This is a genomic window from Lachnoanaerobaculum sanguinis, from assembly GCF_033242365.1.
GTDB classification, from domain to species: Bacteria; Bacillota; Clostridia; order Lachnospirales; family Lachnospiraceae; genus Lachnoanaerobaculum; species Lachnoanaerobaculum sanguinis.
In genome coordinates, this window is record NZ_BTHK01000006.1 from 1 (window position 1) to 25,789 (window position 25,789).

The 25,789-nt window shown below is 36.9% G+C and carries 25 protein-coding genes; 3 read left to right on the forward strand and 22 right to left on the reverse strand.

Annotation, left to right across the window (positions count from 1 at the left end; translation table 11 throughout):
• Nucleotides 1-137: 137 nt before the first annotated feature.
• From SBH76_RS05030 to SBH76_RS05090, 13 genes are all read right to left on the reverse strand, one after another.
• A complete protein-coding gene (locus SBH76_RS05030; protein ID WP_317977024.1) occupies nucleotides 138-1,340 on the reverse strand; it encodes an iron-containing alcohol dehydrogenase in 1,203 nt (400 codons plus the stop codon).
• Between the two features lie 8 nt (nucleotides 1,341-1,348).
• The gene (locus SBH76_RS05035; RefSeq protein ID WP_317977025.1) at nucleotides 1,349-2,335 is read right to left on the reverse strand and encodes a TRAP transporter substrate-binding protein; all 987 of its coding nucleotides are present in this window, start codon (nucleotides 2,333-2,335) and stop codon (nucleotides 1,349-1,351) included.
• Nucleotides 2,332-2,799 carry a YcxB family protein gene (locus SBH76_RS05040; protein WP_317977026.1) on the reverse strand — a complete coding sequence of 156 codons (468 nt, stop codon included), beginning with the start codon at nucleotides 2,797-2,799 and terminating at the stop codon, nucleotides 2,332-2,334. Before SBH76_RS05040 ends, SBH76_RS05035 begins: the two co-directional genes overlap by 4 nt.
• Before the next feature lie 139 nt (nucleotides 2,800-2,938).
• Nucleotides 2,939-3,952, reverse strand: coding sequence for a signal peptide protein (locus tag SBH76_RS05045; RefSeq protein ID WP_282668925.1), 1,014 nt, complete (start codon nucleotides 3,950-3,952; stop codon nucleotides 2,939-2,941).
• Between the two features lie 173 nt (nucleotides 3,953-4,125).
• Entirely contained in the window at nucleotides 4,126-5,229 is a 1,104-nt protein-coding gene (locus tag SBH76_RS05050; protein ID WP_317977027.1) for a DUF5305 domain-containing protein, read from the reverse strand.
• A complete protein-coding gene (locus tag SBH76_RS05055) occupies nucleotides 5,229-6,422 on the reverse strand; it encodes a signal peptidase I (RefSeq protein WP_317977122.1) in 1,194 nt (397 codons plus the stop codon). Before SBH76_RS05055 ends, SBH76_RS05050 begins: the two co-directional genes overlap by 1 nt.
• 1 nt (nucleotide 6,423) lies before the next feature.
• Nucleotides 6,424-6,717: a hypothetical protein gene (locus SBH76_RS05060; protein ID WP_317977028.1), complete on the reverse strand. Its 294-nt coding sequence runs from the start codon at nucleotides 6,715-6,717 to the stop codon at nucleotides 6,424-6,426.
• Between the two features lie 9 nt (nucleotides 6,718-6,726).
• The gene (locus SBH76_RS05065) at nucleotides 6,727-7,491 is read right to left on the reverse strand and encodes a hypothetical protein (RefSeq protein WP_317977029.1); all 765 of its coding nucleotides are present in this window, start codon (nucleotides 7,489-7,491) and stop codon (nucleotides 6,727-6,729) included.
• Between the two features lie 25 nt (nucleotides 7,492-7,516).
• Nucleotides 7,517-8,173, reverse strand: coding sequence for a response regulator transcription factor (locus SBH76_RS05070; protein ID WP_317977030.1), 657 nt, complete (start codon nucleotides 8,171-8,173; stop codon nucleotides 7,517-7,519).
• 14 nt (nucleotides 8,174-8,187) lie between these two features.
• The gene (locus SBH76_RS05075) at nucleotides 8,188-9,801 is read right to left on the reverse strand and encodes a sensor histidine kinase (protein WP_317977031.1); all 1,614 of its coding nucleotides are present in this window, start codon (nucleotides 9,799-9,801) and stop codon (nucleotides 8,188-8,190) included.
• Nucleotides 9,802-10,033: 232 nt separating this feature from the next.
• Nucleotides 10,034-10,897 (reverse strand): Rpn family recombination-promoting nuclease/putative transposase, encoded by an 864-nt coding sequence (locus tag SBH76_RS05080; protein WP_317977032.1) that lies wholly within the window; start codon nucleotides 10,895-10,897, stop codon nucleotides 10,034-10,036.
• 225 nt (nucleotides 10,898-11,122) lie between these two features.
• Complete coding sequence (locus SBH76_RS05085) at nucleotides 11,123-12,715, reverse strand: xylulokinase (RefSeq protein ID WP_317977033.1); 1,593 nt, start codon at nucleotides 12,713-12,715, stop codon at nucleotides 11,123-11,125.
• A 7-nt stretch (nucleotides 12,716-12,722) separates the two neighbouring features.
• Entirely contained in the window at nucleotides 12,723-13,415 is a 693-nt protein-coding gene (locus tag SBH76_RS05090; RefSeq protein ID WP_317977034.1) for an L-ribulose-5-phosphate 4-epimerase, read from the reverse strand.
• 312 nt (nucleotides 13,416-13,727) lie between these two features.
• Here SBH76_RS05090 and licT point away from each other — a divergent pair, with 312 nt between their 5' ends.
• From licT to nagE, 3 genes are read left to right on the forward strand one after another with little or no spacing between them, the layout of a single operon-like run.
• Nucleotides 13,728-14,564, forward strand: coding sequence for a BglG family transcription antiterminator LicT (gene licT, locus SBH76_RS05095; RefSeq protein WP_317977035.1), 837 nt, complete (start codon nucleotides 13,728-13,730; stop codon nucleotides 14,562-14,564).
• A 3-nt stretch (nucleotides 14,565-14,567) separates the two neighbouring features.
• Nucleotides 14,568-15,047: a PTS sugar transporter subunit IIA gene (locus SBH76_RS05100; RefSeq protein ID WP_317977036.1), complete on the forward strand. Its 480-nt coding sequence runs from the start codon at nucleotides 14,568-14,570 to the stop codon at nucleotides 15,045-15,047.
• A 60-nt stretch (nucleotides 15,048-15,107) separates the two neighbouring features.
• On the forward strand, nucleotides 15,108-16,553 hold the full coding sequence (gene nagE, locus SBH76_RS05105; RefSeq protein ID WP_317977037.1) for an N-acetylglucosamine-specific PTS transporter subunit IIBC: 1,446 nt from the start codon (nucleotides 15,108-15,110) through the stop codon (nucleotides 16,551-16,553).
• Between the two features lie 64 nt (nucleotides 16,554-16,617).
• On the opposite strand, the gene nox is transcribed toward nagE, so the two are convergent.
• From nox to SBH76_RS05150, 9 genes are all read right to left on the reverse strand, one after another.
• Nucleotides 16,618-17,952 (reverse strand): H2O-forming NADH oxidase, encoded by a 1,335-nt coding sequence (gene nox, locus SBH76_RS05110; protein ID WP_315086120.1) that lies wholly within the window; start codon nucleotides 17,950-17,952, stop codon nucleotides 16,618-16,620.
• Nucleotides 17,953-18,155: 203 nt separating this feature from the next.
• Nucleotides 18,156-19,451: a TRAP transporter large permease gene (locus tag SBH76_RS05115; protein ID WP_009663286.1), complete on the reverse strand. Its 1,296-nt coding sequence runs from the start codon at nucleotides 19,449-19,451 to the stop codon at nucleotides 18,156-18,158.
• On the reverse strand, nucleotides 19,448-19,984 hold the full coding sequence (locus SBH76_RS05120) for a TRAP transporter small permease (protein WP_317977038.1): 537 nt from the start codon (nucleotides 19,982-19,984) through the stop codon (nucleotides 19,448-19,450). The genes SBH76_RS05115 and SBH76_RS05120 overlap by 4 nt, the downstream gene beginning before the upstream one ends.
• A gap of 57 nt (nucleotides 19,985-20,041) precedes the next feature.
• The gene (locus SBH76_RS05125) at nucleotides 20,042-21,100 is read right to left on the reverse strand and encodes a TRAP transporter substrate-binding protein (RefSeq protein ID WP_290650530.1); all 1,059 of its coding nucleotides are present in this window, start codon (nucleotides 21,098-21,100) and stop codon (nucleotides 20,042-20,044) included.
• A gap of 126 nt (nucleotides 21,101-21,226) precedes the next feature.
• A complete protein-coding gene (locus SBH76_RS05130; protein WP_317977039.1) occupies nucleotides 21,227-21,949 on the reverse strand; it encodes a response regulator transcription factor in 723 nt (240 codons plus the stop codon).
• Between the two features lie 12 nt (nucleotides 21,950-21,961).
• Nucleotides 21,962-23,425 carry a sensor histidine kinase gene (locus SBH76_RS05135; RefSeq protein ID WP_317977040.1) on the reverse strand — a complete coding sequence of 488 codons (1,464 nt, stop codon included), beginning with the start codon at nucleotides 23,423-23,425 and terminating at the stop codon, nucleotides 21,962-21,964.
• A gap of 70 nt (nucleotides 23,426-23,495) precedes the next feature.
• Nucleotides 23,496-24,185: a hypothetical protein gene (locus tag SBH76_RS05140; protein WP_315036809.1), complete on the reverse strand. Its 690-nt coding sequence runs from the start codon at nucleotides 24,183-24,185 to the stop codon at nucleotides 23,496-23,498.
• Complete coding sequence (gene nrdG / locus SBH76_RS05145) at nucleotides 24,157-24,705, reverse strand: anaerobic ribonucleoside-triphosphate reductase activating protein (RefSeq protein WP_317977041.1); 549 nt, start codon at nucleotides 24,703-24,705, stop codon at nucleotides 24,157-24,159. Before nrdG ends, SBH76_RS05140 begins: the two co-directional genes overlap by 29 nt.
• Nucleotides 24,705-25,733, reverse strand: a complete 1,029-nt coding sequence (locus SBH76_RS05150; RefSeq protein WP_317977042.1) for a 3-deoxy-7-phosphoheptulonate synthase — start codon at nucleotides 25,731-25,733, stop codon at nucleotides 24,705-24,707. Before SBH76_RS05150 ends, nrdG begins: the two co-directional genes overlap by 1 nt.
• Nucleotides 25,734-25,789: the final 56 nt, after the last annotated feature.

The following is a 25,789-nucleotide window of genomic DNA, read 5'->3' on the forward strand; positions in this document are numbered from 1 at the left end:
TACATTATAACATGTAACGGAGAAAGATGGTTGTCGTTAGCCATCTTTTTTTATGCAAAAACTTAGGGAGGAGTGACTCGTTTTGAGTTACTCCTCCCTCTTTTATAGCTGCCATTTCCCGACAGCCCCTTTTTACATTATCTTGCAGCCATATAGATATTGTACATATCATTATAATCAAGTGATTTAAAACTTCCTATACTTCTTGATTTCTTATAGGAACAGTTTATTGCCAAGTCCTCACAGTCTTTTTCACTTACCTCTCTGTTAAGAAGCTCATGTAAACTTACAGGCATTCCGACAGATTTGAAAAACTCAACAGTCTTTTCAATACCTATATCAGCTGCCTTTTTATCATCAGTCTCAACTACTCCATATACCTTTCTTGCAAAATTTGCAAATCGCTCTATATTTTCATTCTTTACATAGTTTGCCCAAGAAGCAAAAATTGCACTAAGTGTAGCACCATGTGTTGAATCATAAAGTGATGATATAGCCATTCCAAGCTGATGGCATGACCAGTCACCGTCTCTTGGAGTATCACCTTTTGCTCCAAGACCTGTAAGACCAATATGTGATACACTTCCGCACCACATAACTTCACTCATAGCTTCATAGTCGGTTGGATTTTTTACAGCCTTCGGTCCGAATTTTATAATATCTCTAAAGAGTCCCTCTGCCATCTCATCTGTCAAATGATTGCCCAGAATATTAGTAAAATACCTCTCAGATGTGTGCATGAAGATATCTGCCGCACCGGCACCTATCTGATACTTCGGTAATGTATAGGTAAGCTCCGGATCCATTATCGCAAACTTACATCTGTTAAAATCAGTTGTAATTCCCTTCTTTATATGGCTTCCGGTTACATCATCGGTAAGTACGGCTGAGTCACTGGTCTCGGAACCCGCTGCGGCAATAGTCAAAACGGTACCTATCGGAAGAGATTTTTCCACCTTCTTTCTTTGAAAGAAAAACTCTTCTATATCGGTATCGGGACTTGCCACACCTATTGCAACAAACTTTGCGGTATCTATTACACTTCCACCACCTATCGCCAGTACAAACTCGGCCCCGAACTTGACAGCCTCCTTTGTCATCTCCTTTGCTTTACTTAAAAGCGGATTCGGCACCACACCTCCAAGCAAGAGTACATCTATACCTTCAGCCTTTATCTTTTCTTCTACCAAATCAAGCAGACCGCTTTTCTTTGCACTGTTTCCGCCAAAGATAACTGCAACCTTCTTTACTCCGAACTCTTTTATCAAACTTCCTATGTCATTCCTTGTTCCTGCTCCGAAAACAATCCTTGTAGGTGAATAATAATTAAACTTTTGCATATACTACCTCACTTTTCATTTATTCTATTTATCAAGTCCATATAGTCCTTGCAGTATTTTTCATAAAGGGGCTCCAAGATTTTCTTAAAATTTGCTCTATCCTCGCCTGATAAAGTATTTATCTCTATACCTTTATCTACAAGCTCCTTCTCATATATCTTTTCCTGTTTTGCCCAGATTTCTCTCTCATAAATACTGCTCTCTATGGCAGCCTCTTTTATAATTGCCCTGTCTTCTTCTGAAAGTTTACTCCATGTCACATCAGAGCAAAGTTGCATTTCAGGAACTCTGGTATGCTCATCCTTTGTGTAATATTTCGCATATTGATAATGCATTGCCGATATATAAGACGGAATATTATTCTCCGCACCGTCTATCACACCTCTTTCAAGAGAAGCGTAAACCAGACTGTACTCCTGTGCCACCGGCTCAGCTCCCAAAGCTCTAATCATATCCTTCATAAGGTCTGATTGCTGCACTCTGATTTTCAATCCCGACAGATCCGATATATCTTCTATCGGTCTTACATTGTTATAGAAGTTTCTCGCACCGGCAGTATAAAATGATAAAGGCTCAATGCCGGAACCCTTAAACTGTGCAAGGATTTCATCGCCTATCTCGCTGTAAAGTACATTCCACATATGCTCCTCATCCCTGTATAAATAAGGCATCTGCAAAACATTCAAAACCGCAATATCGTTTGAGAGCGGTGAAATAGATGCTCTGGTAAAATCAATTCCTCCAAACTTCAGCTGTTTTATAACACTCAGCTCGTCTCCAAGCTTTCCGTCATATACTACTTCTATTACTATTCTCCCCTTGCTCTTTTCCTCTACAAGTCTTGCAAACTCAAATGCTCCCAATGTAGTCGGATAATCCTTCGGGTGGTTTTCCGCATATGTAAAAACATACTCTGTGGCCGGATTTTTTCTCACGCATGAAGTATTAATAATCATAACGGAAATGATAAAAAACCATATCAGTTTTCTTTTCATCTTTTTATTTTTCCCAAAATATCATTAAATATTTTTTTGTAATCTTTACCTACGATTCTCTTTGTCAGAATATATCCGTTTGTATTGTCGGTAAAAATTATAAGCATACCCGGAAATCTCTTTCCGGCTTTGACCCTACTCCAGTCAATATACTCGTGCTTCCCCTCCACCTCTACGGTTATTCCTTTTTCACCAATTTCAAGTGTCAGTTCCTTGAGAGTATTTACATTCCCTCTCGCCCTGTTATACATCATAAAAGGTTGAAAGAGCACGAAGAAAAGTACGGCAAATACAAGTATTACTCTAAGAAAATTATTGGCTTCATGCCATCTTGAAATTATAAGCGCAAGCATTGCAAACGTAAAAATAATATTCACGATTCCCGCAAGTGAAGAATATAGAAAAAAGAAAGACAGCTTAAACAACTCAAAAGCTGTATTCTTGTAGTGAAATTTGTAATTCATAGGGCCTCCATGTATTAGTGTTATATAACTATTCTATATCAAAAATATCAGGTTGGCAAATAGCGTTTCTCACGCAAAAAGACGGGTTGAATTTCAACCCGTCCATGATGTCAAAGCCTTTTCTATTACTTTTTTGTTATTACTTAGCAGCCTTATTCTGGTTTACTAAGATATTTGTTGTTCCTGCATCCTTGCCTGCATTGAACTGATCCCAAAGAAGATCCATTGAAAGCTGAACGCCCTTGCCCTGGCTTAACTTATCATCTTTATCTGTTCTGTTCTCTGTTGTACCTGTTGTGTAAACACCCTTTGCATCAGGATCCATAGCTACACCAACGAAGATATCAAGTCTTTGATCTGTAGCAGGTGCACACTTAATAATATTGTTCTGTAAAGCCTGCTTTAAGTCTACATCATCAAGAGCTGACAATCTAACGAAGTCAACGCCTCCAACTGTGAAGAATCTGTCATCACTAGGTACTTCGCTTGCTACAGCCTTAGCAAGTTTGAATGTATCTTCATTTCCTGTATTCTTAGGATTGTACTGCTCTCTGTGAATATATACTGCAACACCGATCATATCCTCAAGATTTCCCATATCTTTCTTATCAAGTGTCTTTGCCTCAAACTTAATATTGCTGAGCTTTGCTGCGATATCACCGACATTTACGATATCTGAACGGAATACCTGTGCATATCCCGGATACATATTGTCAACTGTTATCTGAATCTTACCGCTTGCGTCTGTAACTGCCTTATTGTAAGGACCTACCTTCTTTGATAATCCCTCTTTATCTACGAGCTCTGCATTGAAATCAACACTGTTGTATCCCTTTGCTCTGTCTTTGTAAGCATCAACTGTTCCCGGAGCCGCAATACTGTTGTAATCCTTAGGACCTCTTAAGAAGAACTGATCTCCAACGAATCCTGACTCATCTATACCGTCTACGATTGACCATCCTGCGCCCTTCATTGTCTCATCTGAGTACTGTCCGTATAATCCGAGGTCAACGAATCTTACACCGAAATCTCCGGTTGTTGCCTTAGTTGTTACGTTTAATGAATCTGTCCAATAAGCATAACCTGTTCCTGCCAATACCAATCCTAATGCTACTATTCCACCAACTAATGTGTTTCTTCTTGATTTTCTCATCTTTTCCTCCTAAAAATCGGATATTAAATTGTGAATCATGATTTCAACTTTTGAAAAACGGATATTTTCTCGTTTTTCACTTATGTTCCAATTGTATAGCATTTGTTACATTTATAAAATGTACTCAAGTCATAATTTGGAATACCACTAAAGTAGTATATGAGTAATCAAATCTAGACATTACTCTCAAAGAAGTATATATAATCCTTTGAAAGTATATATATCTTACCGTCCTTGGGCAGCTCTTTTTCACCTTCAATATAAAGTACGGGCTCTCTGATTTCATCTGCCAATTCTATCAGATCTGTAATACTTTTTACTCTTATTTCAGACTTTTGCGAAATATCGGGCAGATTTTCAATACAAACCATTCTGCTGCCGTACTTTCTCATCAACTCTGAAAGTTTCTTTTGTTCAAGTTCTTTTCCCTCCATATTTGCAGTAAAGAATCTTACAAATACAAGAATACCGGCAGCTACAAAAAGTAATAATATAAATATCGCATAAGAACTGAAAGCAGGCATAACATTAACAAGATTTGATTCTTTAATATCACCGCTGTCCTCCACCGGCTCGGCCTTTCTTATTTCATAGAACTTATCATTGTTTATAGGTATATCAATTCTGTATGAAAACGGCTTTTCCTCTCCGTCCACAATATATTTTCCGCTAAGCTCAACGTAGAAATCCTTTCCCGTTTCTCCGCCAAGTGCATTTTCTATCTCCTGTGCATAATTTCTGTATGCCGCTCTGTCTATACTCAGACTTTCATTTATTGAGGCGCTGCTTGTAACGCTCTCAATCACCCTGCCCTCAATAATAGGATATATTTTTTCATACACCGGAACCTTCTCTTCATCTTTTCCTGTTTGATACCCTTCAAGTACAGCCCGTATAATATAATCTCCGGATATGCTTAAAGCATTTGTCATAGCAAGTTCCGACTTAAAATCAATATTTATAAAATCCGTAATTGCGCTTGGATATACTCTTCCTTCTTCCAGAAATTCTTCTTCAAAAATATTGTTTTCTTTCAGATGTACCCTATAAGAGGCACCTGTTGTTATGTTATAGGAATTTACAACCACTTCCTCTGTTCGGGTATGTGGTCTTATATTTATAAATAAGAGTATCGCACTTACAAGACACAATATACCGCCTAAGACATATAGAAAAAATCTTGTATTTTTTGTCAGCTTAAAATCATCTTTTTTATCCTGCTCCAAGGTATGTACATCTTTTGTCTTTTTCCTGTTATATTTTATGATTTTCTTCATCAGTTGTCTATAACTCCCTCCGGAATTTTATCCTGTCCTTTCAGTATCAATGTCGGCAAACCGAGCTTAGGTACAACTTTTATCACTGTACCCTTTATATCATTCGGTTGTACTTTCTCTTCATCGATGGCATTATTATTATCCCCCTTAGTCTCAAAACTCAAATTCCCCGCTTCATCTTTTAAAACTTCTTTAATTCTATGGGTTATTATGATATTACCCCGCTTAAAGTTTATAATATCACCTTTTGAAAGCTCATATATCTCGTCTTCATTTGATATTTTATGTATCAACACCACATCTCCCGGCATTATTAGAGGTTCCATACTTCCTGTAAGTATCACGGAAGGATATACCGGAAATACTCCCACGCAAAACCAGGCAAAAGCTGTTGCTGCTAAAAGTGAAATCAGATACATCACATCGCTTTTTTTATCTTCACTTCTCTTTCTTACAGTTGCAAAAACATGGTCCGATATAAACATGGCATAGACAATCGGAAAAGCGATTCCTATGGATCCGTCAAGAAGCCACGACAATTCAGGCAATACAGGAAAGCATTTTTCAAAAATCTGTATTATCCCGATATACACTACACTTGGCAGCACACCTCCATAGAATACAAATACCGACATAAGAATGTTCTTTGCCGCTATCGGCAATAAAATCTGTGTACTGTATATAAACAATTCTTTAAACTCTTTTATGGCCAAAAGATTTCCAAAATTGATTTCAACCAGACACATTATTATTGTTATTAAAAATACAGCTGTTCTCTTATATTTTAAAGTTTTACATGCCGATGCAAAAGAGTAATACCTTATCATCTCCTTTGCCGTAATTGCCGGTATTATCGTCAATGCATTTACAAATATTCCCGGAAGCGATGTATCGTAGGGGCTGGCCCCCAGCTTTTTCATAAATACCGCCGGAACAAATTTCAGTGCTATAAATATTATTCCCCCTGATAAACCGTATCCTACAAGATATCTGCTTGCAGGATTTTTTACCGGTATATAAAGCCATGGTAAAATAAAAAGCATAATGCCTATCAGTATGCACCAATATAAAGACACAATAAAAGGCATCTCTAAGGTCTTTACTTTAATATATGGTAAGGCCGGAATTATTACACATAGTAAAAGTATACTTGCATAAATAATATATCTTTTTTCAAGGCTTATCTTTTTCATATCATTTGGATTCAGTAATGTTCTCAGACTTATCTTCACCTAAAGATTTCTCGGGTTCCTGTGTAATTTCTTTAGACTTTTCAGGTCTTATAACAAGGTCCCTTTGATCAGGTTTGATATTATCTCTTTGTTCGGATTTTTGAACCGTTTCTTCTTTTACTTCTATTTGTGCTTCATAAACAAAGGCAACATTGGCCTTTACCTTTAGCTCATCCTTCCAGTATGCCCATGAAGTCAGGCAGAATATTAAAGCCATTGCCGATGCGGCTATACATAAACAAATTCTTTTTTTCATATTCCTCTCCTATTTACCGCCGTCCTGCACCTTAGATCCTCCCTGAAATACATCAAAAGGTATATCACAGGAATATGTCACCACTACGCCGTTTCCTACTGAAGCTACAAGGTTTCCTTCATTAAAATCAAGATCAAGGCTTTCCTGCACTTTCTCACTGTTTATAATGAAGCTTACAGGCAGTTCAAGTATTTTTTCCACACTTTCCGCCTTGAGTTTCAGATAAATCTGTCCGCTAAACTCATCTTTTCCTTCTTCACTCAAAGTCTTGTATACTTCAAACTGTAGAGGTTGCATAAAAGCAGCCTCATCTTCTCCAAGAGAATATGCCGCTCCTTCATATGCAAGCACAGCCTTATCCGCTCTCAACTCCAAGTCCTCTCCTGTCTTTGTAATATCAAGCTTTGTATAATTTAATTTATTTACGGTGCTTCCTTGTGAGGTTGTAAGAGGAAAATCCAATTTCAAGAGCTTTCCCTCAAGTAATGAATTCACAGGCAAACCCTCAGTAAATGTAATCTCAACTTCCTTATCTGTTGTACTGAACTCGGCATCTATCAAAGTTTCATTATTTCCGCTTTCATCAGTCAGATACACCGAATACTTCTCATCGGAATTTCCGGCAAATAATATATCCATAACTCCGCTCGTCATCTTCATTTCTGCCGATAAAGCGGAATGCCAGCTTGAATAAGCTCTGCCTATTGCCGCCAATCCGAAAAATAAAATCAAAAAAACAAACGGTTTCTTTAAAAACTTTCTATTACTGTGCATAACTCTCCTATCCTATATATGATTTTTATAAATTACGGCTTGTGTCGGCCGAATTAAATGCCAATTCAAATTTTTCAATATTTCGTTCAACAAATACCAATACTTCCGTTCTGCTGTACATATCAAGCTTACCGAATATATTTGAAATATGTTTCTTTACTGTACCTTCAGATACAAACAAGTCCTCTGCAATTTTGACATTTGTATACCCCTCTCTTAAAAGCAGTGCGACTTCCAGTTCTCTTTTTGTCAGAGCTTCTATCTTTTTTTCTTCTTCCGTAAAGCTTCCCATATTGTCAACCAGGTCTGAAGAGTAGAACTTTCCTCCCCTGTCAACAACTTTAAGGCTATACATAATATCGTCTATAAACGCATCTTTTAATACATATGCATCTATCCCGAGATTTTTTGCCTTTACAAAATCACTTTCACTTGAAGATGAAGTTATTACAAATGTCTTTATAGCTTTATCATGTCTTTGTACCCACTCCAAAAATTCAAATCCGCTCTCATTATGTAAATGCAAATCCACAAATGCCATATCTACCGGTTTATGCTCTACCAAATCGATGGCTTCACCGACAGTGCCCGCCTGCAAGGTTTCCTCCTCCGGCTTATGAAGTTTTATAATTGATTCCAGTCCCTGTCTTGCAATAGGGTGATCGTCTAAAACAAGTACCATATTCCGTCCTCCTGTTATCTCGGCAAACTAAGTTTAACTCTAACACCTTTTTTATCGTCATATACCACACTCAAATATCCTTTTAATAAAACGGCTATATTTCGCATATTTCTTAAGCCGTTACCTTCTGAGAAGTTTTTATCCTCTCTTGAAAAACCTGTTCCGTCATCTTCTATCAAAAGCTCTACAGTATCTGATTGCATTTTTAATTCGATATTTATATTTTTTGACTTGCCATGTTTTATAGCATTATTCACAGCCTCACATGCAACTCTGTATAGAGCTATCTTTTGCGCTATCTTTATATAATCCGCTTCTTCATCCAAATTTAAATTTATTTTTACATCATTAAGCCTTTCAAGTTCCTCCATATATGCATATAGTGCATGAATAAATGTATTTATATTATCCTTGAATCTTTTTCCGTAGATACTTTCTCTAAGTTCCGCCATCGTGCTCTCTACAGATTTTTTCAGTATATGTATGGACTCTATAATATCTTCTTTTTCTAACTCCCCCTCTTCCGCCTTTACCTTACTTTCCAATACCGCGAGATTGCAGGTAATGCCGAAAAGTTTCTGTATTACAGTATCATGTATTTCATTTGCAATACGATTTTGTTCCTCTACAGCTACATATCTTTCTATTTGAGCGTAGGTATCCAGATTATTGAATACCGTCTTTATCAACTGTAAGTAGAAATCCTTTCCGTCATCATGCAACTCCGATGCACGCCTTATCAAAATACCGCTTAGATAATCGGTCTCTCCTATTTTTATTAATTCATAAGTATTACCGGATGACTCTATTTTTAATATTTCTACATTCTCACCATCACCGGAGTATTCATCTTGAAACTTTACCTTTTCCGATATGTCATCATATACATCTTTTTCAATACCGCAGCTCTCTATAATCTCAGGAAAATCATCACGTTCAAATTTTACAAGCACAAATTCCCGATACAAATTGTTATTTCTAAGCAGCATTGACAACTTTTCCATGATTTTTTTCGGATCCGTCATTGCAAAAAGTCCAAAGCTCTCACTCAGCTCCGTCAACATTACAAAGGCATAGTTGCTAAGTTCTTTTTCTTTATTCAGCTCCGTATTCAAGCTTTCAAGTTCTTCATTTTGCTTTCCTATATATGCTACATAATAACGGATTATATAAAACTCACACATAAGCATACCCATGCCCAGAATAATATTGATATCCTGATAAGACGAATTTTCTATACTCTTTCCGGCTATTGCACAAAATAAACACCAGATACAGGCAATGAATGTCACTGTGATGTTTTTGTCTAAAGCAACCATCAATAAAATACAGTTGACTTCATACCACAAATACGGACTGTTGCATCCTCCGCTAAGAAATATAAATATCCCATAAGCAAATACTTCCAAAACGAACATAATCCTAAAGTGCATTCTGTTCTCACAGACCTTTTTATACAACCAGCAACTTAATGCACATGAGACTGACATCCCCAAAAAAATAATCAGATTTATATTCTCTTTGTTATATACCGAAACCGAAATATAAAATACTGTTGATATTATAAAAGCCGCTATTCTCCACAATACGTTTATATTTATATATGTGGAGCATTCTTTTCCACCCATCTAAACCGTTCCCCTGCACAGCCCCTAGAGCCGTCTATTAAAATTTATTTAATTTATGATTTAAACTTTCTATTACTTTCTTATTATATATCACTATAAGATATATATCTAGTAAAACTTTTTTAGTGATAGTCACATGTCGAAAAGTTTGTATTGCAATAAAAAAGATGGTTGACAACAACCATCCATTTTTATCGCTGCCATTATACGGCAACCTTCATTTATATTTACCTCACTTCATATACTTTTCAAAACATTCAACACTCATATCTACTCTGGCTGCAGCCTCCTCAATGCTTAAAATACCGTCATTAACCAATGATATAAGAGTATTTAAAGTACCTCTTTTTATACCTTGCTCAATCCCTTTTTCTATTCCTCTAGCTTCAATTCTATCCAGTACCTCACACATATTAACCTTATCCTTTCCTTTCAAATCATTTATAGTGTCCTCAAATCTGTTATCTCCTGTCATTGCAGACATAAGCATTAGTAGATCTTCTACATGTTCAATAACCGTACTGTCTGCAATATAATCTCTATTTACCCTCATCTGATACAGATAATCTGCCAATATCCTAAAATCGCTTCTGAATAAATCTATCTTTTCTCTATCCAAATATGCTATCTCAAACAGATTTATTCTAAAATCATTTACAAACGGTTTTATATCTTCGTCTATATCAAGAACTTCAAAAAGTGTCTTTGGACAATTCCAATTTTTATCATAACCGAGGTATATTACCAAAGTAATTACCGGATGTGTCATCCTGTGTCTGTTTTCTTTCCTACTCTGCTTTACATATTCTGCACCATCATATCCAAACACCCTAAGAGGCATCAACTTATCAGGTTTTGTCTGATTTTCCAATCCAAATAATGCTATATTAATTTTACTCTTACGCCAATACTTTGCAATATCTCTTTCCTGTGTTCTTATCCTACCATCTATCTTGAGTGCACTCATCGGCAATGCATCGACAAGCGTAGATTCGTCAACAACATTTCTTCCGTCAAACAAAAGTACATTTAAAATATCAGCAAATACATCATTGTACTTTTCGAGCATCTTTTGAGTTATGTCTTTTTCCTTCATATCTCCTCCCTATTATATCAAAATTTACTATACTATTGGATTTTTTTTGAAATTTAGAATTTTAGAATTTTTAGAATCTCAAAACACTTATAATATATAGATATTTTACTTTAAATATCTATAAAATACAATAATCAATTTCTCTAAGATACCTTAAAAGGGACCATCTTATGGTGACAGTCCCTATATCTCGGATTCGTACTTCTATGTTTAAGCTTTACATTTTTATTCAGCGAATTTCTCCACGCTCAACCTTTCAATATCCACAGTATTCAGATATCTCTGTGTAAAGGTCTTAAATCCTTCCACATCCTTTTCATCAGCCATAATCTCACTTCCGGTGTTTTTGTCAAAAATCTTCTTAGACAGGAACTCATCTAAGCTGTACTTGTCCGCCTGACTGACATATAATGCCAGCAATGCTATTCCCCATGCACCACCCTCACTTGCGGTTTCAAGCACTTCTACAGGAGCATTGATAGCTGCAGAAAGATATCTTTGTCCGACTCCTTTGGTTTTAAACAGTCCTCCATGTCCCATCATTTTCTTTATCTTTACATTCTCTTTCTCTGTTAAGATATCAAGTCCCACCTTAACTGCTGTAAGTGAGCTGTATAAATGTGCTCTCATAAAGTTTGCCAGATTGAACTCACTCTTAGGGCTTCGTAAAAATAAAGGTCTTCCTTCATTTAGCTTCGTAATACCCTCTCCTGAAAAATATCCGAATGACATCAGATTACCACAGTCGGGGCTACCGTTTAATGAATTTGTATAGAGTTTTTCAAACAGTTCTCCATCTGAAATATTTATACCGAAAAGCTTTGAAAATTCTCTAAATAAGCCAACCCAGGCATTCAAGTCACTTGTACCGTTATTTGCGTGTGACATAGCCACCGGATCTCCGGCCGGTGTAGTCACCATATCTATTTCCTCATAGTAATCATTAAGTTTCTTATCAAGTACAAGCATTGCAAACATACTTGTACCTGCTGACATATTTCCTGTACCTTTTTTAATAGAGTTGGTTGCTACCATTCCTGTACCTGCATCACCCTCCGGTGGGCAAAGTATACTTCCCTCTTGTAAGTCCCCGTCTTTATCTAAAAGACTTGCACCCGACTTTGATAGTACTCCGGCTCTTTGTCCTGCGACCATTACCTTTGGCAATATCTCCCTTATCTTCCATGGAAATTTGTACTCTACAATCTTTTCTTCGAAAATATCAAGCATTGATGCATCATAATTCATAGCCGTTGAATCTATGGGGAATATTCCGGAAGCATCGCCTATACCTATATTCTTTTCACCTGTAAGCAGGTAATGAATATATGATGACAATGTTGTAACAAAATTAATATTTCTTACATGCTCTTCTCTATCAAGTATTCTCTGATACAGATGTGCTATTGTCCATCTGAGCGGAATATTGAACTTAAAGCTTTCACTTAAATCCTTTGCAGCTTCCTCAGTATTTGAATTTCTCCAAGTTTGAAAAGGAGCAAGCAGATTCATATCCTTATCAAATGCCATATATCCATGCATCATAGCACTGATACCCATGTATTTTATCTGCTTTAGAGTCACTCCATACTTTTCTTTTATATCCCTCTTTATACTCGCATAACAGCTTGAAAGTCCTGAGAGTATCTCATCAAGAGGATATGTCCAAATACCGTCTAAAAAGCTGTTTTCCCAGTCATGGATTCCTATTCCCAGTACTTCTCCTTTTTCATCAGTCAATACGGCCTTTATTCTTGTAGATCCAAATTCAATTCCTAAGAATATATCTCCTGTTTCTATTATCTTTTTTACTTCCATATTCCCCCTAGTTGCCATAGTAGGCATTCTTGCCATGCTTTCTCAAAAAATGCTTATCCTGTAAATATTTCGGCGCTTTCACAGCATCAGGATTTATGCTTAGTGCAAATAAATTCATCTTCGCAACTTCTTCCATTACTACTGCATTATGTACCGCTGTATATGCATCCTTACCCCATGCAAAAGGACCATGGCTGTGGCATATACATCCCGGTATATATACAGGATTGATATTTCTTTCTTTGAAGGTTTCCACTATCACCTTACCTGTGTTAAGCTCATAATCCTCATAAAGCTCTTCTTTTGTAAGATGTCTTATACATGGAATATCACCGTAAAAATAGTCACATTGCGTAGTACCCATACAGGCAATATCCGCTCCTGCCTGTGCAAATCCCGTTGCATAGGGTGAATGTGTGTGTACAACTCCACCTATATCCTTAAAGTTTTGATACAGTATAAGATGTGTCTTTGTATCGGATGAAGGATTATATCTTCCTTCCACACGGTTGCCGTCAATATCCATTACCACCATATCCTCAGGTGTAAGTTTTTCATACTCTATTCCGCTTGGCTTTATTACAAAGTATTTTCCGCTTTCATCAATGCCCGATACATTTCCCCATGTAAATGTAACCAGACCATATTTCGGCAAAAGCATATTTGCCTCATATACCTCTTTTTTCAGTTTTTCTAACATATTCCTCCTGATATAAATACATAGATTTTACGAATTATTATATTAAATATTTTAGCTTTTAAAATGTTTATTCGCAATATATTAATACTTTAATTTTTACTGTATTTATCACATTTTCTTGATTCTTTATCTATTCTCCCCAATTTTACAAATATAATTCCTACATTTTGCCGATTGATTTATCTTAAGAATTCTGTCATAATACTTACATAAATTCTAATATTTTAGGATTGTTACTGAGACGCAGGCAAGACCGAATTTACCATAGTACTATGGTTTATTTGGTTTTTTTTATTGCTTTATGGTGGTGCGATGATCATTGAAAAAATTATAAATAATAATATCGTCTTGACCCATGACCATAAAAACAAGGAAATTATTGCCATGGGTAAGGGTATAGGCTTTGGCAGAAAAAAAGGAGATACTTTATCGGAGTCTGAAATAGAGAAGGTATTTCGTATCAAGGAAAATGAAATGCTTCTTAAATTTCAGGATATGATTGCGGATATCCCTATTGAAAGAATAACTCTTACTGATGATGTCATTTCATATGCAATCAATGTAGAAAAGCTCAAACTCAGCCAAAGTATTTATCTTACTCTGGTTGACCATGTGAATTTTGCTATTGAGAGATTTAAAGAAGGTATGACTCCCGAAAATGCCCTGATGTGGGAAATCAAAAGATTTTATCCTCAGGAATATGCGCTTGGACTCTATACTCTCAGACTCATAAATGATAGAATAGGACTTTCCCTTCCGGATTCGGAGGCAGGCTTTATTGCACTTCATTTTGTAAATGCGCAATACAGCACTCATATGAAGGAGACTTTGAGCCTTCCACATCTTATGAGAGATATAATGGATATTGTAAAAAGTGAATTGAATGTAGAGCTTAATGAAAATTCTATTCATTATGAAAGATTTGTAACTCACGTAAAGTTTCTTATTCAAAGACTTTATAGAAATGAAATGCTCCATGATGATGATACGATTTTTGAGGATATGATGAAGGAAAAATATCCCGAAGAATTTGAATGCGGAAAAAGAATTGCAGAATATATAGAGGTTGAAACCCGTTCAAAAATAACCCGAATGGAAATGACCTATTTGGCAATTCATATAAAAAGAGTAACTATGGCAGAGGAGTAAAATATGTTCGGTTTATTTAAGAAGAAGAAAAATGTATTTTTCAGCCCTATGAGCGGAAAAAGTGTTTCTATAAAAGAAGTTCCTGATGAGACATTTTCATCAGAGATGCTTGGAAAGGGAGTAGCAATCGTTCCAAACGACGGTCTTGTAACCTCTCCTGCTGACGGCAAGGTAACCATGGTTTTTGAGACCTTACATGCTGTCAGTATATTAGCCGATACCGGTGAGGAAATTCTCATACATATCGGTCTTGATACTGTAAAGATGAACGGTGAAGGATTCTCTTCCTTTGTAAAAGCAGGGGATAGAGTTAAAACAAAAGATCCGCTTATACAGGCAGATCTTGAAAAGATAAAATCGGCAGGATTTAATACCATTACCATGATGCTTGTTTGCAATACTATGGATTTTAAATCTGTTGAAAGTATCACAGATAAAGCTGTGAATAAGGACAGTGAAATATTGGTAGTAATACCAAAATAATAAATTTTCTCTTTGACCGGCCGGCAAAGGGATGATCTTAAATAATAAGGAGAAATTTTTATGAAGTATTTACAACGACTTGGGAAGTCTTTGATGCTTCCTGTAGCCTGCCTTCCTGTGGCGGCGATTTTAATGGGTATCGGTTATTGGATCGATCCTACCGGTTGGGGTGGAAATAATATAGTAGCGGCTTTCCTTTTAAAGGCAGGTGGTGCTATCATCGACAATATGGCTATTTTGTTTGCCATAGGTGTTGCTGTCGGTATGAGTGATGACGGTGACGGTGCCGCCGCACTTGCCGGTCTTGTTTCATGGCTTGTTATCACAACTCTTTTATCAAAGGGTTCTGTAGCTATGTTTACAGGTGTTGAAGCTGATGCTGTTCCTGCAGCTTTCGGTAAGACACAGACTCAGTTTATCGGAATTGTTTGTGGTCTTATAGGTGCAGCTTGCTATAATAAGTTTAAAACAACAAAGCTTCCTGATGCACTCTCTTTCTTTAGCGGTAAGAGAAGCGTGGCTATCGTTACTGCAGGCTTTTCACTTATTGCAGCTATTGTTTTATTCTTTATCTGGCCTGTTGTTTATGGTGTATTGGTAAGCTTCGGTGAGGCAATTCTGAGCACAGGTGCTGTAGGTGCAGGTATCTACGGATTCCTCAACAGACTTTTGATTCCGTTCGGACTTCACCATGCACTTAACTCTGTATTCTGGTTTGATGTTGCAGGTATCAATGATATCGGTAAATTCTGGGGAAGCGCAGAAGGCGGTGTCCTCGGACAGACAGGTATGTATATGTCAGGATTCTTCCCTGTAATGATGTTCGGTCTTCCGGGCGCTGCTCTTGCTATGTATCACACAGCTAAGGATGCAAGAAAGAAAGCCGCTTACGGTCTTTTACTTGCTGCCGCTCTTTCATCATTCTTTACAGGTGTTACAGAGCCTCTTGAGTTTGCATTTATGTTCCTTGCACCGGTACTTTACCTTATCCACGCTCTTTTAACAGGTATTTCACTTGCTGTAGTTGCACTCCTTCCTATAAGAGCAGGATTTAACTTCAGTGCAGGTCTTGTTGACTGGGTACTCAGTTTTAAGGCACCATTTGCACAAAATCCACTTCTTTTGATTCCAATCGGTGTGGTTTATGGTGCTATCTACTATGCAATCTTCCGCTTCGTTATCACAAAGTTTGACTTAAAGACTCCCGGTAGAGAGGATGATGAGGAAGAAGAGAAGAAAGCTGTTTTAGCTAATGATGACTTTACTGCAGTTGCAGCTATTATCTTAGAGGGTGTAGGCGGTCCTGAAAACCTTACATCTATTGATAACTGTATCACAAGACTTCGTCTTGAGATCAAGGACTATACAAAGGTTGATGAGAAGAAGATCAAATCTGCAGGTGTTGCAGGTGTTATCAGACCTTCAAAGACTGCCGTACAGGTTATTATCGGTACAAAAGTTCAGTTCGTAGCAGACGAGTTCAAAAAACTTGCTAAAAATAAATAATAATTAACACACTTCATAAAAAGGGGAGCATATCAAATATGCTCCCTTTTGGTTTACTATAATTTTATTTTGCGGATAATGCAGCCATTGTGATGTAGTTATATGGCTGATTGAAATGTGGAAGGAAGAATATATCAAGCAGTTTAAGCTTGTCTATAGTTACCTTCTCCTGTATTGCAAGTGAGAACATATGGATACCCATTGACATATCATATGTAGATGCCATCTGTGCTCCAAGTATCACTCTTGTCTTTGCATCATATACTATCTTTATATTTACCTTAGGATTTGTTGTTTCAATGAATGTTGCCTTTTGTAAGTCTTCAAATGAAGTGGAAAGCACATCCATACCGAGCTGCTTTGCCTTCTGCTCGCTAAGTCCTGTAGATACAAGCTTTAAATCATAAATTGAAATAGCATTTGATCCCTGAACACCGATAGTTTCAAGTTTCTTACCGCATGCATTATATGCGGCTATAATTCCCGAACGTACGGCATTTGTTGCAAGTGCGATATATGACTTCTCTCCTGTAGAGTTAAAAAGCACTGTTGCACAGTCGCCTATTGCATATACATCCTTCTTGCTTGTCTGCTGAGTCTCATCAACTATATATGCACCGTTTGACATTGTTTCAAGATAATCTTTTCCAAGCTCGGTATTAGGTCTGAATCCTATAGCAAGAATAACCATATCACACTGATATTCATTCTTATCTGTTACTATAGCCTCTACCTTGCCGTTACCCTTAATCTCCTTTACAGTCTCACCGAAAGCAAGCTTGATACCGTGATCTGAGAGGTTCTTGTCCATAAGTGCACTGAACTCCGGATCATAGTAACTTGAAAGTGAAGTCTTTGCAATATCAACAACTATTACCTTCTTATTATGTCTCTCAAACGCCTCTGCAAGCTCTACTCCGATATATCCCGCACCGACTACCGCAATTGTCTTGATATCAGGATTTTCAAGCTTCTTAATCACTTCTTCGGCATTTTGGAAAAGCTTTACAAGCTGAACATTCTCCAAATCCTTGCCCGGTATCTGTGGTACGATAGGAAGTGAACCTGTAGCCAGTATCAATTTGTCATAGCTTTCTTCTACCTTCTCACCGTTCTCCAAAGTTGCATATACAAACTTTTTATCAAAGTCTATTCTTTCAACCTTGCTGTTCATATTTACCTTTGCACCCTGTGATTCAAGCTTTTCCTTGTTTGAATAGAAAAGTCCGTCAGGCTTTGATATCTGACCGCCTATCCAAAGTGCCATACCACATCCCAGGAAGCTGATATTTGAGTTCTGATCAAATACTACTACCTCATCTCCCTCATTGAATCCTGTGATTGTATTGATTGCACAAGTACCTGCATGATTTGCTCCAACAACTACTACCTTGCTCATATTTTCCTCCAAAATATATTTTAATATTTATTGTCATCTCTTTAACAAATTGTACTATGTTTTATAACTTTTAACAAGCATTTTCGGGCTTGTGCAGTTAAATTTTTTAAAATATATTTTGTATACAATGAATATAAAAAGAGCTGCTGCTCCATAGACGTATTTCTCGTCTATTTTGCAACAGCTTCTTATTATATAGTTATTTATAAGCTTCCCAAAAGCATTGGAAGTCCAAGGCTTATAACAGGTATAAATGTTATAAGTAAAAGTGTAATTATCATACACAGATAGAATGGCAATGTTGCCTTTACTACCTTTTCCATAGGCAATTTTGCTACGGCCGAACCGATAAAGAGTACTCCTCCAACCGGTGGTGTAAGAAGACCTATACCGCAGTTTAAGATAACCATGATACCGAACTGTATCGGTCCTATTCCTATAGAGTTTGCTATAGGAAGAAGTATCGGTGTGGCAATAAGTATGATAGGTGCCATATCCATGATACATCCGAGTATAAGCAAAATAAGGTTAAGAAGTAATGCAAGTATTATAGGGTTGTTTGTAAATCCTGTGATTGCACTTGCAGCCATATCCGGAACATGAAGTGTTGTAAGGCAATATCCGAAGATACTTGATGTTGAAATAAGGATAAGTACAATTGACAATGTATTTACACATTCATCAAGAGTCTTCCATACACCCTTCCAGTCAAGACCTTTATATATGAATACGCTGACAATAAGGCTGTAGATAACCGCAATAGCTGCCGACTCTGTTGCTGTGAACACACCGCCTACTACACCTACAACTACTATAAGCACTGCCGCCAATGCCCAGAATGATACACTGAGCTGCTTTAAAAGCACCTTCATAGAGAACTTCTCACCCTTTGGATAATTCTTTCTCACTGAAATAATATATGAACCGATCATAAGTGATACCGCAAGCAATGCTCCCGGAATATATCCTGCAAGGAATAAGCTTCCTACCGATACACCGCCCGCTGTGGTAGCATATATAACCATGTTATGTGAAGGAGGTACCAAAAGTCCCTCGCATGATGATGTAATTGTAACCGCTGTAGAAAAATCCGCATCATATCCCTGATCCACCATCATAGGTATAAGGATTGAACCGAGTGATGCCGTATCTGCTGCGGCAGAACCTGAAATTCCTCCAAAGAAGTATGAAGCCACGATATTAACCATCGCCATACCTCCACGCATCCAGCCTACACAGGCATTTGCCAGTGCAATAAGTTTCTCCGATATACCGCCGCTTCCCATAAGGCAACCCATTGTTATAAAGAACGGTACCGCCATAAGTGAGAATGATGAAATACCCTTAACCATCTGCTGACATATTGTTGAAAGCGGTTGTCCCTGTGCCAAAAGACAGAGCAAAGATGAAAGTGCTACCGCATATGCAATCGGGAAACGCAAAAATATCATTACAAAAAAGCTTATAAGTAATATAGCAATTGCTACTCCTGTACTCATGCCTGCACCTCCTTAGGATCTTCTTTTAAGCAAATAGCCTTTATATGGTTATAAAGTGCCTCAAGCTCAAATATTAACATTGCAACACCTGCTAAAGGTATCGGGAAGTACTGCCAGAATTTTGAAAGTCCCGGCATACTTACATAAGTACCCTTTGCACCAATCTTCATAGCATATTTCCAGCCCACAACTATCATTACCACTGCAAGTATCAAAACCGCAATATCTGAAAGTACATCCAAAAATCTTACAACACTCTTAGGCAGATACGGATCAAAGGCCGTCATCCTGATATGTGCACCTCTTCTTATTGCAAGTGCTGCTGAAAGCACTGCCATATATGCCATAAATGTAAGAACTATCTCCTCACTCCATGCAGGATCCGGTATAAATGATATATATCTTCCGGCAACCGCCATTGTTGTGATGGCAATATCTCCTATCAATAAAAGTTTACATATAAGCAGAACAAATTTGTATGTAGCATCATATGCCGGTTTTATTTTGTCTACCGCCTTAAAAAAATCTGACATAATTACCTCTTATTCTATCAACAAACCTCTTGGAGAAGTCTCCAAGAGGCAATAATATTATTTATCCAAGTCAACTATCTGCTGATATAATTCTTTCTGATCAGTTGTGTTCTTTTCGATAACATTCTTTGTAGCTTCTTTCCAAGGTGTTTTATCTGTAACTTCAACAACATTTACACCTGATGACTTAAGCTCCTCTAAAACCTTATCCTCCGCCTTTTGAGCGATTTCTCTGTTTACCTCACCTACATACTTTCCTGCTTCAACAAGGATATCCTGCTGCTCAGGTGTAAGCTTATTCCAAGCATCATCTGTGATTACTACCTGGAATGCTCCAAGTGTATGACCGTCAAGGATGATGTTCGGTGCCACCTCAGGGAAAGCGTTTGACTTATAGTTTGTTATAGGCTGCTCCGCACCGTCCACAACACCTGTCTGAAGTGCTGAGTAAAGCTCATTAAATGCAACTACTGTAGGAGACGCACCAAGACCCTCAACCATTCCGTTCATTACAGGGTCATTTGAAACTCTCATCTTCATTCCCTTTAAATCCTCAACAGAATTTACAGGATTCTTTGTAAAGAAATGTCTGAAACCTTCCTCACCATAGTACAAGCTCTTGATACCGAGGTTAAGATCTGATGTTTCCTCTAAGAACTCCTTTGACAAATCGCTGTCAACAAACTTCCAGAAATGCTCTCTTGAGTTAAATGTGTATGGTAATGAAAGAAGTGAAGCCTTCTTTGCACCGTAGCTTGTAAGAGCGAAAGCTGAAATTCTTGACATATCTACTGTACCTGTTCCACCAAGCATTCCGTCAAGTACATCATTCTCTGAACCGAGTACACCGCTTGCCTGAACATCGATATGAATCTTTCCGCCTGAAAGCTCTTCCACCTTCTCCTTGAATGCCGTACCGCTCTGTCCTACGATTGTATCAAGCGGATTTACCTCCGCATAAACCAAGGTTACCTCTGCACCCTCACTACCGCTGTCTGCCTTTGCAGCAGTTGTCTCTCCACTGTTTGCAGCAGTTGTTGTTGTCTCCGGACTCTTAAGTCCGCAAGCTGATAACGCTAATGTAGCGATCGCTAATGCAAAAAATCTCTTTTTCATTGTTCCTCCAAAAAATAAATACTTAAGACTAAAAAGTCTTACATCTCTTTTATATATTCTATATTTAAGAAAAACTTATGTGAATGGTAATATTTTAATATAATAAGTAAATTTTTAATCTTTAAATTAAATGTTACCTCTGTACTCTGAAGGACTCATTCCTACCGCTCTTTTAAACACCTTTGTAAAGTAGTTTGAATCCGTATACCCCACACTTGCACCGACTTCTTTTATATTAAAACTGACATCCTTTAAAAGTACCTTTGCCTTTTCTATTCTCAGATTGGTCAGATAATTTATAAATGTATCGTCAAAAAGCTGCTTAAATATCTTTGAAAAATAAACATCCGAATAACCAAGTATACCTGCCACATCTCCGGCACTTATATCTCTTTTATAATTTTCCTTTATATATTTTTTTATAATGCTTTTTTGTGAATCTTGAAGATTTTCACTTTTACCGTCATCAGAACTTATTTCTTTTATACTTGATATAGCTTCACTTATAAGTCCTGTAAGTTTTTCCTCCTTCCACGGCTTTAAAAGATAGTCAAATGCTTTTATATGCATCGCTTCTATGGCGTATTCAAATCTGTCATATGCTGTTATAAAAATAATAATACAATTGTGATTTTTCTCTCTTATAAGCTTTGCCAGCTCTATTCCGTTCATTCCCGGCATTTCAATATCCAAAAGTGCAATATTTATATCTGTATTTTCAACTATACCTGCCGCCTGCTTTCCGTTACTTGCCATGAAAATATCAAGCTCATTTAAAAAAAACTTTTTAATTGTCTTTTCAAGTACCTTCAGCTCAAGATTTTCGTCATCCGCTATCAGTAAATTCACAATCTCTCCTTCCTAAACGGTTTGCGGTATCAGAAAATATACCACTGTCATCTTTCCTTCTTTGGAGTATATTCTCAAATCACCTGTTTTATATATGTTCTTTATACGCTTATAAATATTTCCAAAACCTATTCCGAGTTTTGCCGTAGGCCTCTCTCTCATAAAGTCTTTCAGCTGTTTAAGCCTTTCAGCATTCATTCCGACACCTGTGTCCGCAACAATAATGTGAAGCATATTTTCTTTTTCCCATACTCTTATTACTACCTTACCCCCCTCTTCCTTTTTGGAAATCCCATGGACTATGGCATTTTCCACTATAGGCTGAAGTGAAAATGACGGAATATAAACATTTCCGTTGTCAACTTTTGAAACTATATCGTATGAAACACGATCACCGAAACGCATCTTTTGTATATACATATAGTCATTTACGATGCTAAGTTCCCTCTCAAGGCTTACCTGCTTTTCATCGGTCTTTAAGCTGTATCTGAATATATTTCCAAGTGCCCTTATCATATCCTCGGTATCCTTGGCATCTTCCAAATTGGCGGATGCGGCTATGATATTTAAGGTATTGAATAGAAAATGAGGATTTATCTGATTTTTAAGAACGTCAAATCTCGCCTCATTAAGCCTTTTTTCCATGTTCATCTTTTCAAGAGCCTCTTTGTGCAAAAGTTCCGAAAGCTCATATCTTTCCTCTAAGCTTGAAATATATACGGAGGTAGCATGCTTCATCTTGTTAAAGGCGTTTGTCAAATCTCCCATCTCATCCTTATTGCGTATTATTATATCCTTATCTGAAAAATCATTTTTTGCGATATTTTTTGATATCTCCACCATCCTGTTTATCGGTGAGATTATAAGAGCCTGCAGCTTGAATGCCATGTAAATTATCAATACTATGATAGGTATCAGTATTATCCCAAGTACAAGAGGCATTTTCTTAAAGAATTCAGCCCTCTTTTGATATATTACATTGTTCTCGCTGAGAGTGACATCCATAAGTCTTTCAACATAGCTTATCAGATAATCCTGCATTTCATACACATTATATACTTTTTCTATAAAGTCCTTAGCTTCATATTTATCATCCAGAATTTCCTGTCTTTTGGCAGCATATACCGGATAACTGTTTTTTATACTCCATATTTTGGCATATCTTTCATTATCCATATGCATTATATCAAGTTCCAACTTATCAACTATTTCATCCGTTCTTTTACAACTTGCCAACAATTCATCTATATTGTCCCTGTTTCTTATAAAAGTACCGAAGTCCGCCTTTTCCTTTGTCATCGCATCCTGCAACTCATAACAAAGCGATATCTCATTTATTATCTCACCGAAACCTGAAGAGGTATATTCCACAACAAAAAAATCAAAACATAAATTCACTATCAACGCAGAAACTACGGCAATAATGAAAATACCTATTTTTGCTTTTATCGATTGATTTAAAACTTTTTTTCTCATAAATGCCATCCTAAAAATGTATAATAAAAGGATACTACAAAAAATTTTTTTCTTCCATAGTATCCCTCATTTATATATTATGTATTTCCAGTATATTTGATAATAAAAATCCCAAAAATGTTTTCTTTTGATATCTTATAAAATCACTGTAGGCAAGCTTATACCCTCTACCCCATGATGATATATAAAAAAAGTCTTCTCCGTTTTCTTTTTTACAGTCATAAATCAGCACATAATGTGCATATATCTTTGCTGTATTGCCGGTTTGAATATCTGTAACCTCTATGCCCTTTTCCTTTTTTAGAAAAGATAAAAGATCCGGTCCTACTCCGAGTATTACAGGCATCCCTGTATGCAGACTTTTATTTACCTTTGAAAGTATGTTGTATCCCAATCCCCATCTTGCTTTCAAAGAAAGTTTATTTTCTCTGAAATAAGAATTTATGCCTCTTGCAAGAGCAAATCCTGTCAGTCCCTTTATAAGAGGTGTATCAAGGATATTTAAATACTTCCTGTAGACCATAAGTACAAAGGCTGTAAATGTATCTTTGCTGACTGTATTTTTGCTCTTATATACAGACTTCCAAAAGCACATCAAAAAATTGCATATGGCAATTATTCCGCAACCGTATTCTTCTATATCTTTATAACCAAGGCTTAGAAACCAGCCTTGATTTCCGCCTGTATAAGATTTTTTGTCATCTGTTATAAGAAGATCGTTTTCAAGCGATCTACATGCTGTGGTCGGCAAATGTGGCATCTCCCTCCCAAAGTACTGTCTTTCCTTCTTTAGCACTTTGTTTCACATCTATAATTCTCTGATTTGAACTTCCCCTAAATCTCAATGTAATATCATAGAGTTCCTGTACAAACTCACCGTCCACCATCACATCACAAAGCGATAAGATTTTTGATGTTTCATCAAAATAGGCTCTTCCGCCGGGAATGAGGTCCACATCATAAGTGTATCCCGAGTATATCCAAAGGCTTTTATTAGGATATCTCTTTTTAAACTCCTCTATAAGCGGCAGTATTCCCTTCTGATTTGCCTTTTCCATAGGTTCTCCTCCAAGTATGGTAATACCGGATATATACTCAGGCTCTACAGACTTTAATATATCTCCTATGGTTTCATCTGTAAATTCTTCACCGTATTTAAAATCCCATGCCGTCTCGTTAAAGCAACCTTTGCACGCATGTGTACAACCTGATACAAACAGAGAAGTCCTTACTCCCGGACCGTTTGCTATATCATCATATTTTATATTTGCATAATTCATTATAACATTTCAGCCATTTCCAAAAGGAGCTTCTTTGAATCTTCAAATCCCAGACATGGATCCGTAATAGATTTTCCGTATATATGCTCCTCAATTTTCTGGTTTCCCTCTTCTATATAGCTCTCAATCATTACACCCTTTACAAAATTTCCTATCTCCTGTGAATATCTCATAGAGTGTAACACCTCTTTTACTATACGAACCTGCTCTTTATATTTCTTATTTGAATTTGAATGATTTGCATCCACAATAACAGCGGGATTTTTAATATCTCTTTCCATATAAAGATCTAAAAGAAGCTTAAGGTCCTCATAATGGTAGTTTGGCAAGCACTGGCCATGCTTATTTACCGCACCTCTGAGTATCGCATGTGATAAAGGATTTCCGTCAGTCTTTATCTCATAGTTTCTATATATAAACTCATGTGACTGTTGTGCGGCATATATCGCATTCAGCATTACAGACATATCTCCGCTGGTAGGATTTTTCATACCTACAGGTACATCAACTCCGGATGATGTAAGTCTGTGCTGCTGATTTTCCACAGATCTTGCACCGACTGCAATATAGCTCATTAAATCGTCCAAGTATCCGAGATTGTCAGGGTAGAGCATCTCATCTGCTGTAAATAACCCCGTTTCTTCTATAACTCTAAGATGCATCTTTCTGATTGCGATAATTCCCTCATGTACATTGGGCTTTTTCTCAGGATTCGGCTGATGCAAAAGTCCCTTATATCCGTCTCCGTTGGTTCTGGGTTTATTTGTATAGACTCTTGGAATAACTATTATTTTATCCTTGACTTCCTCCGCCACTTTTACAAGTCTGCTTGCGTAATCAAGTACGGAATCCTCATTATCTGCAGAACAAGGACCTATTACAGCCAAAAACTTTTTGCTGTTTCCTGTGATTACATCAGCTATTTCTTTATCGAATTCTTTTTTCTTTGCCACAAGTTCTTTACTTAAAGGATACTTATCTATGATTTCTTCCGGACTTGGTAGATTACTGATATATTTTATTCCCATAATTGCCTCTTTCATTATATATGTTTTGAACTTAAACAGCTCCAAACTTTAGTATG

What these genes read in the sequence shown, in the direction of transcription:
- SBH76_RS05060 (WP_317977028.1), bottom strand. Translation starts at nt 6,717, where the DNA reads ATGAAAAAAAGAATTTGTTTATGTATAGCCGCATCGGCAATGGCTTTA.
- SBH76_RS05055 (WP_317977122.1), bottom strand. Translation starts at nt 6,422, where the DNA reads ATGAAAAAGATAAGCCTTGAAAAAAGATATATTATTTATGCAAGTATA.
- SBH76_RS05035 (WP_317977025.1), bottom strand. Translation starts at nt 2,335, where the DNA reads ATGAAAAGAAAACTGATATGGTTTTTTATCATTTCCGTTATGATTATT.
- licT (WP_317977035.1), top strand. Translation starts at nt 13,728, where the DNA reads ATGATCATTGAAAAAATTATAAATAATAATATCGTCTTGACCCATGAC.
- SBH76_RS05120 (WP_317977038.1), bottom strand. Translation starts at nt 19,984, where the DNA reads ATGTCAGATTTTTTTAAGGCGGTAGACAAAATAAAACCGGCATATGAT.
- SBH76_RS05080 (WP_317977032.1), bottom strand. Translation starts at nt 10,897, where the DNA reads ATGAAGGAAAAAGACATAACTCAAAAGATGCTCGAAAAGTACAATGAT.
- SBH76_RS05030 (WP_317977024.1), bottom strand. Translation starts at nt 1,340, where the DNA reads ATGCAAAAGTTTAATTATTATTCACCTACAAGGATTGTTTTCGGAGCA.
- SBH76_RS05050 (WP_317977027.1), bottom strand. Translation starts at nt 5,229, where the DNA reads ATGAAGAAAATCATAAAATATAACAGGAAAAAGACAAAAGATGTACAT.
- SBH76_RS05140 (WP_315036809.1), bottom strand. Translation starts at nt 24,185, where the DNA reads ATGCCACATTTGCCGACCACAGCATGTAGATCGCTTGAAAACGATCTT.
- SBH76_RS05075 (WP_317977031.1), bottom strand. Translation starts at nt 9,801, where the DNA reads ATGGGTGGAAAAGAATGCTCCACATATATAAATATAAACGTATTGTGG.
- SBH76_RS05065 (WP_317977029.1), bottom strand. Translation starts at nt 7,491, where the DNA reads ATGCACAGTAATAGAAAGTTTTTAAAGAAACCGTTTGTTTTTTTGATT.
- SBH76_RS05115 (WP_009663286.1), bottom strand. Translation starts at nt 19,451, where the DNA reads ATGAGTACAGGAGTAGCAATTGCTATATTACTTATAAGCTTTTTTGTA.
- nrdG (WP_317977041.1), bottom strand. Translation starts at nt 24,705, where the DNA reads ATGAATTATGCAAATATAAAATATGATGATATAGCAAACGGTCCGGGA.
- nox (WP_315086120.1), bottom strand. Translation starts at nt 17,952, where the DNA reads ATGAGCAAGGTAGTAGTTGTTGGAGCAAATCATGCAGGTACTTGTGCA.
- nagE (WP_317977037.1), top strand. Translation starts at nt 15,108, where the DNA reads ATGAAGTATTTACAACGACTTGGGAAGTCTTTGATGCTTCCTGTAGCC.
- SBH76_RS05135 (WP_317977040.1), bottom strand. Translation starts at nt 23,425, where the DNA reads ATGAGAAAAAAAGTTTTAAATCAATCGATAAAAGCAAAAATAGGTATT.
- SBH76_RS05070 (WP_317977030.1), bottom strand. Translation starts at nt 8,173, where the DNA reads ATGGTACTTGTTTTAGACGATCACCCTATTGCAAGACAGGGACTGGAA.
- SBH76_RS05085 (WP_317977033.1), bottom strand. Translation starts at nt 12,715, where the DNA reads ATGGAAGTAAAAAAGATAATAGAAACAGGAGATATATTCTTAGGAATT.
- SBH76_RS05100 (WP_317977036.1), top strand. Translation starts at nt 14,568, where the DNA reads ATGTTCGGTTTATTTAAGAAGAAGAAAAATGTATTTTTCAGCCCTATG.
- SBH76_RS05040 (WP_317977026.1), bottom strand. Translation starts at nt 2,799, where the DNA reads ATGAATTACAAATTTCACTACAAGAATACAGCTTTTGAGTTGTTTAAG.
- SBH76_RS05125 (WP_290650530.1), bottom strand. Translation starts at nt 21,100, where the DNA reads ATGAAAAAGAGATTTTTTGCATTAGCGATCGCTACATTAGCGTTATCA.
- SBH76_RS05045 (WP_282668925.1), bottom strand. Translation starts at nt 3,952, where the DNA reads ATGAGAAAATCAAGAAGAAACACATTAGTTGGTGGAATAGTAGCATTA.
- SBH76_RS05150 (WP_317977042.1), bottom strand. Translation starts at nt 25,733, where the DNA reads ATGGGAATAAAATATATCAGTAATCTACCAAGTCCGGAAGAAATCATA.
- SBH76_RS05090 (WP_317977034.1), bottom strand. Translation starts at nt 13,415, where the DNA reads ATGTTAGAAAAACTGAAAAAAGAGGTATATGAGGCAAATATGCTTTTG.